At 60.5% G+C, this 15,300-nt stretch carries 13 protein-coding genes and 2 tRNA genes; 7 read left to right on the plus strand and 8 right to left on the minus strand.

The window, feature by feature from the left end:
- Window positions 1–352: 352 nt before the first annotated feature.
- Genes ACO06F_RS08650 through ACO06F_RS08660 form a run of 3 tightly spaced genes read left to right on the plus strand, consistent with a single transcriptional unit; the run spans window position 353 to window position 3,774 of the window.
- Window positions 353–1,039 (plus strand): response regulator, encoded by a 687-nt coding sequence (locus ACO06F_RS08650; RefSeq protein WP_421696287.1) that lies wholly within the window; start codon window positions 353–355, stop codon window positions 1,037–1,039.
- A 29-nt stretch (window positions 1,040–1,068) separates the two neighbouring features.
- On the plus strand, window positions 1,069–2,562 hold the full coding sequence (locus tag ACO06F_RS08655; RefSeq protein ID WP_421696649.1) for an ATP-binding protein: 1,494 nt from the start codon (window positions 1,069–1,071) through the stop codon (window positions 2,560–2,562).
- Window positions 2,563–2,565: 3 nt separating this feature from the next.
- Window positions 2,566–3,774 carry an ABC transporter substrate-binding protein gene (locus ACO06F_RS08660; protein WP_421696288.1) on the plus strand — a complete coding sequence of 403 codons (1,209 nt, stop codon included), beginning with the start codon at window positions 2,566–2,568 and terminating at the stop codon, window positions 3,772–3,774.
- Here the strand turns inward: ACO06F_RS08660 and ACO06F_RS08665 are convergent.
- The 3 genes from ACO06F_RS08665 to ACO06F_RS08675 all read right to left on the minus strand — a co-directional run bounded on the left by ACO06F_RS08665 (window position 3,681) and on the right by ACO06F_RS08675 (window position 5,279).
- The gene (locus tag ACO06F_RS08665; protein ID WP_421696289.1) at window positions 3,681–4,352 is read right to left on the minus strand and encodes a CIA30 family protein; all 672 of its coding nucleotides are present in this window, start codon (window positions 4,350–4,352) and stop codon (window positions 3,681–3,683) included. The genes ACO06F_RS08660 and ACO06F_RS08665 overlap by 94 nt on opposite strands.
- A gap of 69 nt (window positions 4,353–4,421) precedes the next feature.
- The gene (locus ACO06F_RS08670; protein WP_421696290.1) at window positions 4,422–4,865 is read right to left on the minus strand and encodes a DUF1810 domain-containing protein; all 444 of its coding nucleotides are present in this window, start codon (window positions 4,863–4,865) and stop codon (window positions 4,422–4,424) included.
- Between the two features lie 339 nt (window positions 4,866–5,204).
- Window positions 5,205–5,279 (minus strand) — tRNA-Gln (locus ACO06F_RS08675).
- Between the two features lie 80 nt (window positions 5,280–5,359).
- Here ACO06F_RS08675 and ACO06F_RS08680 point away from each other — a divergent pair.
- A tRNA-Pro gene (locus ACO06F_RS08680) sits at window positions 5,360–5,436 on the plus strand.
- A gap of 53 nt (window positions 5,437–5,489) precedes the next feature.
- Here ACO06F_RS08680 and ACO06F_RS08685 read toward each other — a convergent pair.
- Entirely contained in the window at window positions 5,490–6,041 is a 552-nt protein-coding gene (locus ACO06F_RS08685; protein ID WP_421696291.1) for a biotin transporter BioY, read from the minus strand.
- Between the two features lie 78 nt (window positions 6,042–6,119).
- On the opposite strand from ACO06F_RS08685, the gene ACO06F_RS08690 reads away from it, so the two are divergent.
- On the plus strand, window positions 6,120–7,001 hold the full coding sequence (locus ACO06F_RS08690; protein WP_421696292.1) for an MBL fold metallo-hydrolase: 882 nt from the start codon (window positions 6,120–6,122) through the stop codon (window positions 6,999–7,001).
- Window positions 7,002–7,030: 29 nt separating this feature from the next.
- Here ACO06F_RS08690 and ACO06F_RS08695 read toward each other — a convergent pair whose 3' ends face one another.
- Window positions 7,031–8,665 carry a long-chain-fatty-acid--CoA ligase gene (locus ACO06F_RS08695; protein WP_421696293.1) on the minus strand — a complete coding sequence of 545 codons (1,635 nt, stop codon included), beginning with the start codon at window positions 8,663–8,665 and terminating at the stop codon, window positions 7,031–7,033.
- A 77-nt stretch (window positions 8,666–8,742) separates the two neighbouring features.
- Window positions 8,743–10,149, minus strand: coding sequence for an amidase (locus ACO06F_RS08700; RefSeq protein ID WP_421696294.1), 1,407 nt, complete (start codon window positions 10,147–10,149; stop codon window positions 8,743–8,745).
- A gap of 95 nt (window positions 10,150–10,244) precedes the next feature.
- Here ACO06F_RS08700 and gabT point away from each other — a divergent pair, with 95 nt between their 5' ends.
- Together gabT and ACO06F_RS08710 are read left to right on the plus strand one after the other, a co-directional pair.
- Complete coding sequence (gene gabT / locus ACO06F_RS08705) at window positions 10,245–11,546, plus strand: 4-aminobutyrate--2-oxoglutarate transaminase (protein ID WP_421696295.1); 1,302 nt, start codon at window positions 10,245–10,247, stop codon at window positions 11,544–11,546.
- 213 nt (window positions 11,547–11,759) lie between these two features.
- Window positions 11,760–12,245 (plus strand): fasciclin domain-containing protein, encoded by a 486-nt coding sequence (locus tag ACO06F_RS08710; RefSeq protein WP_421696296.1) that lies wholly within the window; start codon window positions 11,760–11,762, stop codon window positions 12,243–12,245.
- 71 nt (window positions 12,246–12,316) lie between these two features.
- Here ACO06F_RS08710 and ACO06F_RS08715 read toward each other — a convergent pair whose 3' ends face one another.
- On the minus strand, window positions 12,317–12,799 hold the full coding sequence (locus ACO06F_RS08715) for a c-type cytochrome (protein WP_421696297.1): 483 nt from the start codon (window positions 12,797–12,799) through the stop codon (window positions 12,317–12,319).
- A 222-nt stretch (window positions 12,800–13,021) separates the two neighbouring features.
- Window positions 13,022–15,181, minus strand: a complete 2,160-nt coding sequence (pnp, locus tag ACO06F_RS08720) for a polyribonucleotide nucleotidyltransferase (RefSeq protein ID WP_421696298.1) — start codon at window positions 15,179–15,181, stop codon at window positions 13,022–13,024.
- Window positions 15,182–15,300 lie beyond the last annotated feature (119 nt).

Raw genomic sequence — 15,300 nt, forward strand, 5'->3', positions numbered from 1 at the left:
CGTACCGATGTTTCTTTCGCGGCTTTGTGATTAGTAAGGACACGACGGACAACCTTGTCAAGCATCTTCGCGACAGTTGTTTGAAAGATGAGAACCAGTATCTATTTAAGATACTAATATTGTTGAATTTTAACTCATAACTTACTGCAAGCTCTCTACTAGCTTGGCGTGTGCCGCAATTTTCGGCAGCCAAGGAATGGGTGACGTTTCATCTAGACGCATGCATCAATTTTCGCTACCATGTTGGAAAATTTGGCACTCTTGCCCGCTGACCTGCCGGCGCGCTGGGCTAGTGAAACGCTCGAATTTTGGCTAGGGAACCACGACGCGACCCCTGATGAGTGATCCCCCGATGACCGCACCGCTCCGCAAGCACGCCGCTGCCATGACGATCCTAATTGCCGACGACCACTGGGTGGTGCGCGAATCGCTGAAGCAGGTGGCGCGTGGCATTGATCCGAGAGTTGATATCAAGGAGGCTGCCACGCTGGAGGAGGCCATCTCCCTCCTCGAGAGCAGCAGCGAGATCAGTTTGATCCTGATCGACCTGGTGATGCCAGGGGTAAAGGACTTTGATGGCCTCGAAGTGCTGCGTCGGCGTTTCCCGGCCATCCCTGTAGCCGTCATCTCAATCCACGAGGATCCGGACTACGTGCGCCAGGCTATCCAGAAGGGCGTGATCGGGTACATTCCGAAATCGGCTGATGCGGAGGAGATCAGGCGGGCGCTCACGCGTATCTTCGATGGTGAGGTCTATTTCCCGCGCGATCTTCTCACCCGCTCATGGGCAGGAACAGCTGGGTCGGCGGCCAACGATAGTGCGGATGCCGAGGGCCCCCGACTCAGCGAGCGCGAAGACGAGGTGATGAAGCTGCTCGGCGGCGGCCACGCCGTCTCCGAAATCGCGGAACTCCTCAGCATAACGCCTCAAACCGCGCGGGTGCACCTCGGCAATGCCATGCGCAAGCTGGGCCTGCGCACCCGCGAGGCCGCGATCCTCTATGCGTCCCGACGCTACGAGAAGGGCGGCGGGCGCTGATGACCGCCACGCCAGCGGGCCACGAGGCTATGGCGCTTCGCCACTTGCGGCAGGGCGTCTCTGTATGGTCTGCGGCGGGGCACCTCGTTTACTGCAACACCGCTTTCGCGCAAGCATTGGGGCTTGAGGCTTCGGCGATGCAAGGGCTCGATGCCGGCGCGCTGCTCAACTTGGCGCAGCGGCATGGCACGCTGATCAGTTGGGAGACCTCATCACCAAGTGCGTCAGGAGGCGCGACGAGCCTCGGCGGATTTCAACTCTTATGCTCCGACGGGCGCATATTGGTGGCGAGTGACTCTGCGCTGCCGGAGGGCGGCAGGATCTCCCTTCTGTCCGACGTCACCGAATTCCGCCGCGCGATGCAGGCTCTGACGCAGGCGCGCGACAGGGCTGCCGCGGCGGACCAGAGCAAGTCTCGCTTCCTGCGGGCTGCCAACCATGACCTGCGCCAGCCGCTCGCCTCACTCAAGATCCTCGTCTATTCCTGCCTCGTTGCCGACAGCGAAGAACAGCGCAAGAACGCCCTTCATGCGATGGACGTTTCTGTTGCAATTATGGAGGACCTGCTCGGATCTCTCCTCAACATAGGGCAGCTCGATGCCGGGAAGATCGAGCCGGCGATCAGCACATTTCAGGTGTCGTCTGTTCTGTCGAGGCTAAACGTCCAGTTCGCCCACCGCGCGCGAGAGAAGGGGCTCGACCTGCGGATTGTGCCTTCCAAGCTCGCCGTGGTGAGTGACCGTGTGCTGCTCGAACGCATTCTATCCAACCTCGTCGGCAATGCGATCCGCTATACGGAGGTAGGACGCGTGCTCGTCGGCTGCCTGCGGCGGGGGCGGCACCTGCGGATCTTCGTGGCGGACACCGGAATCGGAATTGCGCCTGAGCACCAGGAGGCGATCTTCGAGGAATTCTACCGGGTCAGCGACAGCCAGGCGAATGGAAGCCACAGCCTGGGCCTTGGCCTGAATATCGCGCGGCGCCTCTCCAACATACTGGGTCATCCGATGGATCTCGAGAGTACGCTTGGCAAAGGCACGGCCTTTCACGTCGACGTGCCGATCGGCAACGTCTGGCACAGTGGCACGGGCGAGCCCGAGATCAGCGAGCGCATCGGCGGGGAATTCGCGGGGCTTTGTTGCCTGGTTCTTGAGGACGACAAGATGCTACGCGAAGCGCTGACGTCGATGCTTGAGCGCTGGGGACTGAGCGTCGTGACAATCGACGATTTCGACCACGCGGCGAAGGCCGTGTCGGAGCTTCCAAAGCAGCCAGACATCATCCTGACCGACTATCGATTGCGTGGGCGAATCCAGGGTACTGACCTCGTGTCGGAGATCAACGAGGTACTCGAGAAACCCTGCCCTGCCCTGGTGATGACCGCCGAGACAGCTCCTGAAGTGGTGGACGGCATAAAGGCGAGCGGTTTCCCGCTGCTCATCAAACCGGTGAGCCCGCCGGCGCTGCGCGTCGTGATGCACAATCTACTGTTCGAGCCTGAACTGATAGGCGAGGTTCTTTGAGTCATGGCGGGCGCCGGGCCGATCACCATCGGAAGCATGGTTCCGCTCACCGGCTCCTCGGCCAATGACGGGCGAGAATTCCGCAACGGACTGACCATGGCGGTTGAGGAGGTGAACGCCAGGGGCGGTATCCTCGGGCGGTCCCTGCAAGCGGTGTTCCTCGATACCGGCAATCAGACAGCAAGAGAAGTCGTGCGCGCCGCACGACAGCTCATCTCGCAGCATCGCGTCTCGGCCATCATCAACGGCTACAACATCGGCCCGCAGAATGCCGAATACGAGCCGATCGCCGACGCAGGGATCATCTACATGCATCACAACACGCTGGTGCAGCATCACGACACGGTGGCGAGCGACCCGCGGCGCTATTTCGGTTGCTTCATGAGCGACCCGGCGGAATACTGGTATGGGCAAGGCTTCATAAAGTTCTTGTCATGGCTGCGCGATACCGACCGCTGGCGGCCGCGCAACCGGCGCATAGCCATCCTGTCCGGGCCGAAACCCTATAGCATTGTGATCGCCAATGCGATGGCGGGCTCAGCTACCCGGTTCGGCTGGGAGCTGACTGGCCCGCCGCAGATCCACCCCATCAACAGCGACTGGGGCAGCATTCTCGACCAAGTTCGCACACATGACCCCGCCGTATTGGCGATGACCCATTTTCATGCCGGCGACCTTGCACGGTTTCACCTTCAGTTCATGGAGCGTCCGCTCAACGCCCTGCTATACCTGCAATATGGCGCGTTGCACCGGGTGTTCTCCGAACTCACCGGCGAGAGCGCGCGGGGCGTCATTACCTGCACGGTGATCGGACTGCCACGCGATGAACTCGGCCGCAAGTTCGCGGCGCGTTACCGCGCCACCTTTGGCCCGCAATCGACACCAGAGATTGGCTGCCAGCCCTACTGCTCTCTGCATCACTATGCCATCGCGGCGGCGGTGGCGGGCGGCGTCGGTGAACCGGGCGATGTCGAAATCAACAGGCGCATCGCCAAATCGCTGCTCGAAATACCCTATCGCAGCGTGGCCGGTATGATCCGCTACCATCCGGACTGGCAGGCAGCAGTGCCCTACCCTGACGCTACGCAGGACCCCTCGCTTGGTCTTCCACATCTCTTCTACCAGCTTCGCGGACCGGAAGAGCCTGCAGCTCTCATTGCGCCCGAACCCTTTATCGAACAACCTTTCGAACTACCGCCCTGGATCGGGTGAGCGCCCATCAACGTCTCCGCTCCCCGCTCGGTCGTATCAATAGAAGCTGATACCACCGACACACAGGTCCGGGGTGAAGTTCCGGCCGATTGCCACGACTCCCAGGCGTCGAAGATGGGTGGTGTCGAGAGGAATATCGGTGCGGTGCGGTGCGATATAAAGTCACCAAACGGGACCAGCAGTGTTTTCCAATCCTCGCTTGCCACAAAACCCGCGCGGTAGGACTGCCAGGGTCGCGTGAGATCGGGTGTACGCAGGTGAAGACCATAGGCTTCCCCATCCCCGAGGACGTCGATCGCAATTCCAAGAAACCCGGAGGCATCGACGGTGCGTCCGCCGGAAGCCAGGTCGAGCGCAATCTGTAAAAAGCCTCCGTTGTTTTCGAGACTAACGGAGCCCTGCATCCGGATCGCACGGCGGTCCCTCACGAAGCCCGAGGTGATGTGCCCTGACGATATGCCTCCCATCACGGCGTCGGATACAAGCTGCCAGCGAGTACCGACGGCGGTCTCGGGGAAAGGTCTCGAGAGATCATCAATGATGGCGGATGTTGAGGTCATGGGGGGCAGCCTCGGCATGGTGTTCGCGACGATCCCTCTTGAAGATATACCGTGCAGGGTAGCATGCGCCTTGAAGGGCAACACCCGTCACTTAGGCTCTCCGCCGTTCGGCGAGGTCCTCCCCAGAAGGCCGAGCGTTGCGGGATCCATCCGCCCGTCACAGTGGTGTTCCAAAGCCTTTCGGAACACGTCCGTATCCGCATCGGCGAGCGGCAATAGCGTCATTGACGAACGGAGTTTCATATCATCGGGTGAGCCAAGGAACTCATGCAGATTACGACCCGAAACAGTCCGAACTGCTTCAGCGCACTCCATCAAACGAGAGCAGAGGACGGCATGTTCGAGGTAGGCGCGCGCCTCGGCGAGATCTTTTATCCCAGAGTGTCGCGCCGCCGGCGAACGGCCGAGCCCTCGGAGCTGCGGGAAGATGAACCACATCCATTGGGTCTGCTTGCGGCCTGCGCGGAGTTCACCGAGTACGGTCTCGGTGATATGATCTTGGGCTTTCACGAACCGGTCAAGATCAAACATGCAACTGCATCTCTCTTCAGAAGAGGTGCACAGTTCGCGGTGGGGTACACACGACGCAATGGCTTGTGAGTATACAAAGTGAACGTGGGACTGAGTGCGTGATGCAAAGAGTACACTCCCGAACCTCGACCAGGTTCCCAAGCGATAGACTTACGGGTGCTGCCATGACCGGAATTCGGGCACATAAAGACTGTCCGCACGAATCATCGCATCCGAACCATAAATCAGCAGTCCTGGGATACGGAGTTCGCACTTTTCGCGTCGCCAGCCCTGGACATCTCGGAGAAATCCTAAGAGCACCGAAAGACTTCAGAATAATAGCGCAGACCAGGAAATAACTGGCTGGGGCGGGAGGGATCGAACCTCCGAATGGCGGAATCAAAATCCGCTGCCTTACCGCTTGGCGACGCCCCAGCAGAGGGGCTCCGTATAGCCAGCGGAACAGTGCTTGCCTAGCCCGAAAAGCACCGGTATAAGCCGCGCCGAGCCACTGACGGAGTGTAGCGCAGTCTGGTAGCGCACCTGCTTCGGGAGCAGGGGGTCGGAGGTTCGAATCCTCTCACTCCGACCAATAAAACGGCGCGGTACCGCGAGGTACCGCGCCTTTGGTTTTGGAACGATGCCTCAGCGGCGGCCGAGCAGCGCCCAGGCGGCGGGGAAGCCGAGGGCCGCAACCGCCGCCTTCACAATGTCGCCGAGGAGGAAAGGCATCAGGCCGAACTGAACCGCTTTCCCCGCGCCGACCCAGGCTGAGAGCCACAGCAAGCCTGGCACATAGAGTACAGCCGCGCCCAGCAGCATGGCGGCGAACATCTTCAGGGGCGAACGATCCCAGCCCCGCTCGGCCAGAAAACCGACAACCCCTGCCGCGGCGATAAAGCCGAGCACATAACCAAAGCTCGCCAGCATGACACCAGAGCCAAAACCGGCGAAGACTGGAAGGCCGATCGCGCCTTCAAGCGCATAAAGCGCGAGTGTCGCTGCGCCCAGCCTTGCACCATAGGCTGCGCCAATCAGCAGCACTGCGAGAGACTGGAGCGTCATCGGAATGGGCAACATTGGCACGTTCACTTGCGCGGCCGCCGCCACGATCACGGTGCCAAGCACCGCCAGTGCGGCATTCCGTGCAAAGCCGGACTGCGGCCAGAGCCGGTCAGAAAGAAGGCTGGCATTCACGGTTGATCACCCCTACCCTGATAAAAACATGCTTTTCGCCACGCTTATAGAGTTGGCACCTTCGCGCCGCAACCAACCATGACTGAATTGAGCTTCGACCGCGCCTTCAATGTCAATCCGGGCGATGCAATGCGCATATCTCCCCTGGTGCGCCGCGTCCTGGTCAACAACCCCAGCCCCTACACATTCAAGGGCACCTCTACCTTCATCGTAGGTCACGGACAGGTTGCAATCATCGATCCTGGCCCGGATGATGCTGCGCATCTTTCAGACCTCCTGCAGGCTGTGCGTGGGGAGACGGTAACGCACATCCTGGTGACCCATTCCCACGCCGATCATTCCCCGTTGGCAAGGCGCCTTAAACAGGCAACCGGCGCAACAACCTTTGCTTATGGTCAGGTCGAAACGCCAGCTTCCGCCGGCCTCCGGCTCGATGCTTCGATTGACCATGATTTCTTGCCGGATGTGCAGATGGCGGAGGGCGATGCCATATCAGGTCCTGGCTGGACGCTTGAAGCACTGTTCACACCCGGTCACATGTCCAATCACATGTGCTTCGCACTACCCGAAGAGAAGGCACTGTTCGCGGGCGATCATGTGATGGCTTGGGCAACCAGCGTCATCGCACCGCCTGACGGTGACATGGGGCAATACTTCTCCTCGCTTCGCAAGCTGCTGGAGCGGGATGACCAGGTTTATCACCCAGGCCACGGCCCCTCCCGGCAGGACCCCCTCCCGCTAGTGAGGGGCTATCAGGCGCACCGGCGCATGCGCGAGGAGGCGATCCGGGCCCGTGTCGCTCAAGGCGCACGTAGCATTTCGGACATCGTTGCGGCGATCTATGCCGATGTCGACCCCCGCCTTCACGGCGCAGCGGCGCTTTCGACCACGGCGCATCTTGAACACCTGGTACAGCAGGGCAAACTTCGAAATTCGGGCGGTGTCTACGAAGCCGTCTGAGTGGGGCGTACCCGCAAGCTCAGCTGCGATCAGCTTTCAGGGAAGCGATAGGATTTGAATGTTGCGCGCAGTTCCATCTTGGAAATCTTCCCAGTTGCAGTGTGGGGAATCTCATCCACGAAGGCCACATCATCCGGCATCCACCATTTTGGGACCCGTCCTTCGAGGTGGCGCATGACATCTGCTTTCGTGATTACTGCCTCCTGTTTCCGCACGACCACGAGAAGCGGACGTTCGTCCCATTTCGGGTGAGGGAGGCCAATTGCGGCAGCTTCTTGAATGCCGGTGCAAGAGAGCGCAATGTTTTCGAGGTCGATTGATGATATCCACTCGCCGCCGGACTTGATCACATCCTTGGCGCGGTCGGTGATTTGCATGTAGCCATATTCGTCAATGGTGGCGACGTCGCCTGTGTCGAACCAGCCATCCGCATCAAAGGCTGCAAGCCCTTCTCCCTTGTAATAGCTCCTCGCCACTGCCGCTCCCTTCACTTTGAGTCGGCCGAAGGTGTGGCCGTCATGCGGAAGCACGTTGCCAGCGTCATCCGTTATCTTCATGTCCACCATGAAGGGTGGCCTGCCCTGTTTCAGCTTGAGCGTCCACCACTCCTTTTGAGAGAGTTTCGCTGCCTCACCGGATATCACGCCCAGCGAGCCGATGGGGCTCATTTCCGTCATGCCCCAGGCGTGGATGACGTCACTGCCATAATTCTCGACGAATGCCTTCATGATCGCTTCAGGGCAGGCGGAACCGCCGATCACGACGCGATCAAGATGGGGAAGGCGCAACTCCCCGTTCTTCTCAAGGTGGTTAAGCAGCATCAACCATACTGTCGGAACTGCAGCCGAGATAGTAACACGGCCCTGGTCCAGCATCTCATAGATCGACGGCCCATCCAGTTTCGGCCCCGGCAAAACCAATGACGCGCCCGCAATCGGGGCCGAGAACGCCATGGACCAGGCATTGGCATGGAACATAGGGACCACCGGCATCGCAGCGTCACGCGAAGACAGGGCCATAGCATCGCCCAGCGCGCACATCAGCCCGTGCAGCACGTTTGAGCGGTGCGAATAGAGAACGCCCTTTGGATGGCCCGTGGTGCCGCTCGTATAGCACAGGCCGCAGGCGGTGTTCTCGTCAAGCTCGGGCCAGGTGTATTCTTCGTCGCCACCGGCAATCAGTGTTTCGTAGCAGATGGAATTGCGCAAGGCCGTATCCGGCATATGCGCTTCATCCGTCAGGATGATATAGCCTTTGATGTCAGGAATACTATCCTGCAATTCTTCAAGCAGGGGAACGAATGTGAGGTCGGTGAATATCCATCGGTCTTCGGCGTGATTTACAATGTAGGTGAGTTGCTCCTTGAATAGCCGCGGATTCAAGGTGTGCACAATGGCACCGAGGCCCATAACCCCATACCAGATTTCAATGTGCCGCCAGGTGTTCCACGCCATCGTGGCAACTATTGCCCCTTTTCCTATTGCGAGCCGCCGTTCGCAAGCGGACGCCAGAGCACGCGCCCTGCGGTTTACGCTGGCATAGTCCGTGCGATGCAATGGCCCCTCGACGGAACGTGAGAGAATCGAACGTGTGCCGTGCCAGCGGGCCGCATGGTCCAGCACCCGGTGAACCAGCAGCGGAAAATCCTGCATCAAACCATGCACAGCGTCAGTACCCTCCCTGCCACAGGTTGTAACGGCAAAGGGAGCCGCGCGCCAGATGACGTGACTTCGAGGTTAGGTCAGTTCCGCGGGTCGATCGGGGTGATTGCCCCCAGTCCCAGCACATCCTCGATGAACTGCGCGCCCGCAAGAAGCTGCGCTTCGCCCCTTCCCGGTGCCACCACCTGAAGGCCAACCGGAAGGGCCGTCCGCGTAAATCCACAGGGAATGGAGATCGCCGGACAGCAGGTGAGTGTGATCGCATGAACGATCATCAGCCAATCTACGTAAGAGTCGAATTTTATGCCGTTGCATTCGGTCACATAGCGCTGCTCCACGGGGAAAGGCGGCACGATGGTGGCAGGGCACAGCAACAGGTCATATCTGTCAAAGAACTGTCGCATGCGCCGGAACAAATCGCCCCGCTGCGCTTCTGCGCGTGCAATCTCCGCCCCCGTCAGCCGCAACCCCTTCTCAATGTTCCACACGACTTCCGGCTTGATCTGGTTGGGATATTTGTCGAGCAGCGGCTTCATATTGGCGTAGGCGAGGGCACGCAGGGTCTGCGCGCATTCCCTTGTTTCGCTAAAATCCAGCTGCGCCTCCTCGACGATCACGCCCTCCGCCTCAAGCCTCCCGGCGGCCGCCAGCACCAGTTCTGCAACCTCAGGGTCAACCGGGGGAAGGCCGAGATCGCGTGACACCGCCACCCGCTTCGGCCGCCAGCCGGAGCGGGTGGCCGCAAGATAGGATCTGCCGTCTGAGGGAAGGGACAGCGGATCCGCTGGTTCCTCCCCCACCATTGCGTCGAACAGCAATGCCAGGTCCGCAACATTGCGCGCCATCGGACCCTCAACGCCCAGGGTCGAATCGATCTTGGAGAACACGCTCGCCGCCACCCGGCCGGGAGACGGCCGCAGGCCAGTCACGCCGCAAAAACTTGCGGGGTTGCGCAAGGATCCCCCGAGATCTGATCCATGCGCCACCCAGGCCAGGCCTGCTGCCAATGCTGCCGCAGCGCCACCGGAAGAGCCAGAGGCCGAAAGGGCGGTGTTCCAGGGATTGCGGGTTACCCCGAAAACCTCGTTGAAGGTATGCGCACCTGCTCCGAATTCTGGCGTATTGGACATGGCGTAGATGACGCCGCCATTCTCCTCAAGATGGGTTACCAGCAGGTCAGAGGCCTCCGGAACCCGATCCTTGAAAATGGGAGAACCTTGGGTGCAGCGAACCCCCGCTACATCCACCAGGTCCTTGATGGGCACCGGAAGCCCCGCCAGAATTCCCCGATCACCCACTGGCCTTTCCATAAGCGCCCGGGCTTGACGGCGTGCACGCTCGAAGCAGAGCGTCGGCAGCGCATTCACCCTGTCCCCCACCTCAGCGATGCGGCGTTCCAGCGCATCAAGGCAGTCCAGCGGACTGATTTCATCCTCTTTCAGCTTCTCGACGATGCGGGTAGCGGTCATCCGGATCAGGTCAGTCATGCAAATCCCCCTTGAAGCCGGCGATTGAAATCCGTTTGCCGCCACCCCGTCAACCGGCGTACAACCCCGCCAGTCATTTCGCCAAGGAGAAGATCATGAACGCACCGGTCGCAGCCCCAGGCAGCAACAAGCAGTGGGTGGAGCGCCGCGCCAAGGCCGTTTCCCGCGGCATCAGCGCGGGCGCGCCCGTGATCGCGGCACGCGCTGAAAACTCCGAGATCTGGGACATCGAAGGCAACCGCTACATCGACTTCGGCGGCGGCATCGCGGTCGTTAACACCGGCCATCGCCATCCTCTCGTGATGAAGCGCGTCTACGAGCAGCTTGAGGCCTTCACCCACACCTGCGCCATGGTGATGCCCTACGCACCCTTCATCGAAGTATGTGAAAAGCTCAACGCCGTGGCGCCAATATCAGGCGAGAAGAAATCCGCCCTTGTGACAACCGGTGCGGAAGCCGTCGAGAACGCCGTGAAGTTCGCGCGCGCCTATACGGGCCGCTCGGATATCATCGCCTTCAACGGCGGCTTTCATGGCCGCACGCTGCTGGGCATGACACTTACCGGAAAGGTCGTTCCCTACAAGACCAAGTTCGGCCCCATGGCGCCGGGCGTATGGCATGTACCCTTCCCCGTTGCCCACAAGGGCGTGACGGTCGATGACACGATGCATGCGATCGAGTGGCTCTTCAAAGCCGACGTCGAACCGTCGCGCGTCGCCGCGATCATCATCGAGCCGGTGCAGGGCGAAGGTGGTTTCTACGTGGCGCCGAAGGAATTGATGCTGAAGCTCCGCAAGCTGTGCGACGACCACGGCATCTTGCTCATCGCGGATGAAATCCAGTCAGGCTTCGGCCGCACGGGCAAGTTCTTCGCCATGGAGCATTATGGTGTCGAGCCCGATCTCATCACGGCTGCGAAATCCCTGGCCGGAGGCTTTCCGCTTGCGGCCGTCGTGGGCCGCGCCAAGATAATGGACGCACCTGACCCGGGCGGCATTGGTGGCACCTATGCGGGCAATCCGGTGGCCTGTGCCGCAGCGCTTGGCGTGTTCGAGGCTTTCGAGCAGGAAGGGCTGCTGGAGAAGGCCAACGCACAGGGGCAGATCATCATGGAACGCATGACCGCGATCAAGGCCAAGGGCAAAGGCATGCCGATTGGCGATATCCGCGGACTTGGCGCCATGTGCGCTTTCGAGCTGGTTACCCAGCATGGCGGCAACGAGCCTGATGCAGGGGGCGCCAAGGCTCTGGCGGCCAAGTGCCTGGAGCGCGGGCTTCTCATTCTCACCTGCGGTGTCTATGCAGACACTGTACGCATGCTGACGCCGCTCACAGCTTCCGAGATGATTCTCAACGAGGGACTGGACGTTCTCGAGAGTGCAATTCTCGGGAACTGATCCCAAACGCGTCACTGCGAAATCGCCGGGGTTCTGCTCGGCGATTTTTTTATGCGCTGGCTGCAACCTGTCACAATCTTGTGAGCGCTGGTGACCGGCAGGTTGAAATCCGCTGCCGCCAAGCAAACGTTTCAATCATCAGTGTGGGGATCATCGCAGCGCGTTGACGGCCCGGCACCAGCCTGACCACGTTCATGATAACCGGAGATACTTATGCACAAGATGTTTCTTGGGGCTGCCGCTGCCCTTTGCCTTGGCGCGGCGTCCGCATCCGCAGCGAATGTTGTTGAAACAGCCCAGCAGGCTGGCAGCTTCAAGACATTGATCGCTGCGGCCCAGGCCGCTGGCCTTGCTGATGCACTCGCCACGACGAAGAACATCACCGTCTTCGCACCCACCGACGAGGCCTTTGCCAAGCTTCCGGCCGGCACGGTGGAGATGCTGCTGAAGCCTGAAAACAAGGACAAGCTGGTGGCGATCCTCACCTATCACGTCCTGCCGCGCGAGCTTTCCTCGAAGGACATGCTGGCAGGTCCCTTCCACGTCCGCACGCTCAAGGCGAAGCCGGATCGTACACTGGCCATCACCAAGAGCGCCAAGGGCGTGACTGTCGACAACGCCACTGTCATCAAGGCCGATATCATGACCGACAACGGCGTGATCCACGTGATCGACACGGTCCTGTTGCCGAGCAAGTAATGCAGCTCAATGCCGTCATCCCGCTATTGCAGGGATGACGGCATCGATTGAGTTGGACACTAGAACCCCATTCAGCCCTTTGGCATGATCGGCGGCGCGATCACGATATAGGGTGTCTTCGGCTCTTGCCCAGGCGGCACATAGTCGGGCACCGCTTCACCGACGTCACCCAGTGACACGATGTACTGATACAGCGAGCGTATATCGCTGTCGTCCATGGCGTGGACGTTGAAGAACGGCATGGGAGGCTTGGCCTGGAACGTTTTTGCATATTCAAGGAAGGCATCTTCGCTGCCCTTTTCCTTGGCGAGGAGGCGGAGATTGGCGGGGTAAGTGGTGCCCCAAGGCCCCTGCCAGCCGAGGGCTGTGCCCTTCAGTGCCGCTGCCGGATCAAGTTTGCCACCTGACTCGGGATATCCGGCCGTATGGCAATCATTGCAGCCTGCGGTAATCGCCACTTGTTCACCGCGGGCCACCGAAACCTCCCCCGCCTGTGCCGCGCCTGCAAGCGTGACAAAGCCGATACCAACTAAGCTGGTCATCAGAAACTTCATGTCGTCCTCCTTCTGAAAAGCAGTGGCCGTATTGGCGACCGCCGCTCTGCACCGCTGTGATAGAAGTCACAGCGTTGCATGCCATTCAGTGCCTGACATCACTATCTTGCTGAGTACCAACAGAGTAGTTGGATGAATTGGCAATTTCTGCGAGCGACCTCTGCAAAGAAAAGGGCGCGGAGTTTCCTCCGCGCCCTATGGAATTGATCCGTCGCTGAAAGGTTATTCGCCCTGCGGGGCGGCTTCTTCCATCTGGCCCTCCTCGGCCTGCTTCTTGGACAGGTCTTCGCCAGTTGCCTGGTCCACCTGCTTCATCGAGAGGCGCACCTTGCCCCGGTTGTCGAAGCCCAGGAGCTTCACCTTCACGGTGTCGCCTTCGTTGACCACGTCAGAGACCTTGTTCACGCGCTTCGAAGCAAGTTCCGAGACATGCACGAGGCCATCACGGGCGCCGAAGAAATTCACGAAGGCGCCGAAGTCGACGACCTTGACGACCTTGCCGTCATAGATCTGGCCGAGTTCAGGTTCCATCACGATGGACTTGATCCACTTGAGCGCAGCTTCGATCGCCGTGCCCGAAGACGAGGCCACCTTGACTGTGCCGTCGTCCTGGATGTCAATCTTAGCACCGGTCTTTTCCACGATCTCGCGGATGACCTTGCCGCCCGTGCCGATCACTTCACGGATCTTGTCGGTGGGGATCTTCAGCGTCTCGATCCGGGGCGCATGCTCGCCCAGTGAGGCGCGGGCACCTGTCAGGGCTTCCGACATCTTGCCGAGAATGTGGAGCCGGCCGTCCTTGGCCTGCCACAGCGCCGTCTTCATGATGTCTTCTGTGATGCCAGTTATCTTGATGTCCATCTGAAGGGAGGTGATGCCCTCAGACGTTCCGGCCACCTTGAAGTCCATGTCACCCAGGTGATCTTCATCGCCCAGGATGTCGGAGAGCACCGCGAAGCGTTCGCCTTCCTTGATGAGGCCCATGGCGATGCCCGCGCAAGGAGCCTTCAGCGGTACGCCTGCGTCCATCAGGGACAGCGAAGCGCCACAGACCGTTGCCATGGAGGACGAACCGTTCGACTCGGTGATCTCCGAGACGACGCGGATGGTGTAGGGGAACTGATCCTGCTGCGGCAGCAGCGGGCGAATGGCGCGCCAGGCGAGTTTGCCGTGGCCGATTTCGCGGCGGCCCGTGGCGCCCATGCGGCCCGTTTCACCGACCGAGAAGGGCGGGAAATTATAATGCAGCATGAAGGTACCCTTGTGGGTGCCATCGAGCGAGTCGATGTACTGCTCATCCTCGCCCGTGCCGAGCGTGGTGACAACCAGCGCCTGTGTTTCGCCACGCGTGAACAGGGCGGAGCCATGGGTGCGCGGCAGCACGCTTGCTTCGGCAATGATCTGACGGACGGTCTTCGTGTCGCGGCCATCAATGCGGTGACCAGTGTCGAGGATGGAGTTGCGGACAACGTCCTTCTCGAGGTGCTTGAAGGCCTCGCCAATCTTGTTGGTGGCGGGTGCATCAGGCTTGTCGGCCCCGGTCAATGCGGCCAGCACCTTGTCCTTCGCCTTGGCGATGGCTTCGTGGCGGGCTTCCTTCGCGGGAATGGCATAGCCCGCGCGGACATCCGCTTCGGCAATGGCCTTCACCTGATTGTAGAGGGCTTCTTCGTTGGGCGGCGTGAAATCACGCGGCTCACGCGAGGAGCGCTCGGCGAGGCGGATAATGGCCTCGATCACTGGCTGGAAGCCGCGGTGACCGAACATGACTGCACCCAGCATGACTTCCTCGGACAGCTCCTTGGCTTCCGATTCAACCATGAGCACCGCGTCTTGAGTGCCGGCCACCACGAGGTCGAGGGCAGAGAGCTTCTGCTGTTCAATCGTGGGGTTCAGTACATACTCGCCATCGATGTAGCCAACGCGCGCTGCACCAACCGGACCCATGAAGGGAATGCCGGACAGCGTGAGCGCAGCCGACGAGGCCACCAACGCCAGAATATCGGTGTCGTTCTCGAGATCGTAGGACAACACCGTGGCGATGACCTGCGTCTCGTTCCGGAAACCTTCGACAAACAGCGGGCGGATCGGGCGGTCGATCAACCGCGAGATCAACGTCTCGCGCTCGGTCGGGCGGCCTTCGCGCTTGAAGTAACCGCCGGGGATCTTGCCGGCGGCATAGGTCTTTTCCTGGTAGTTGACGGTTAGCGGGAAGAAGTCGATCCCCGGCTTGGCGCTGCGCTCGGCAACGGCGGTGGCGAGAACGGTGGTCTCACCCAGGGAGGCGACAACGGCGCCATCGGCCTGACGGGCCACACGGCCGGTCTCGAGGCGCAGTGTTTGGCCGGCCCACTGAATTTCTTCAACGTCGATATTAAACATATGGATTTTCCTTTGTGCCCTTCGCCGCCGCTTGAAAAACGTGCACCACCACGGTGGACGGCATCCCCTTTGGGCCTCGGCAGTCCGGCCCCATTGCCGGACTCGTCGTGTTGGGGACG

The organism is Aestuariivirga sp. (genome assembly GCF_965227715.1).
Lineage (GTDB): Bacteria > Pseudomonadota > Alphaproteobacteria > Rhizobiales > Aestuariivirgaceae > Aestuariivirga.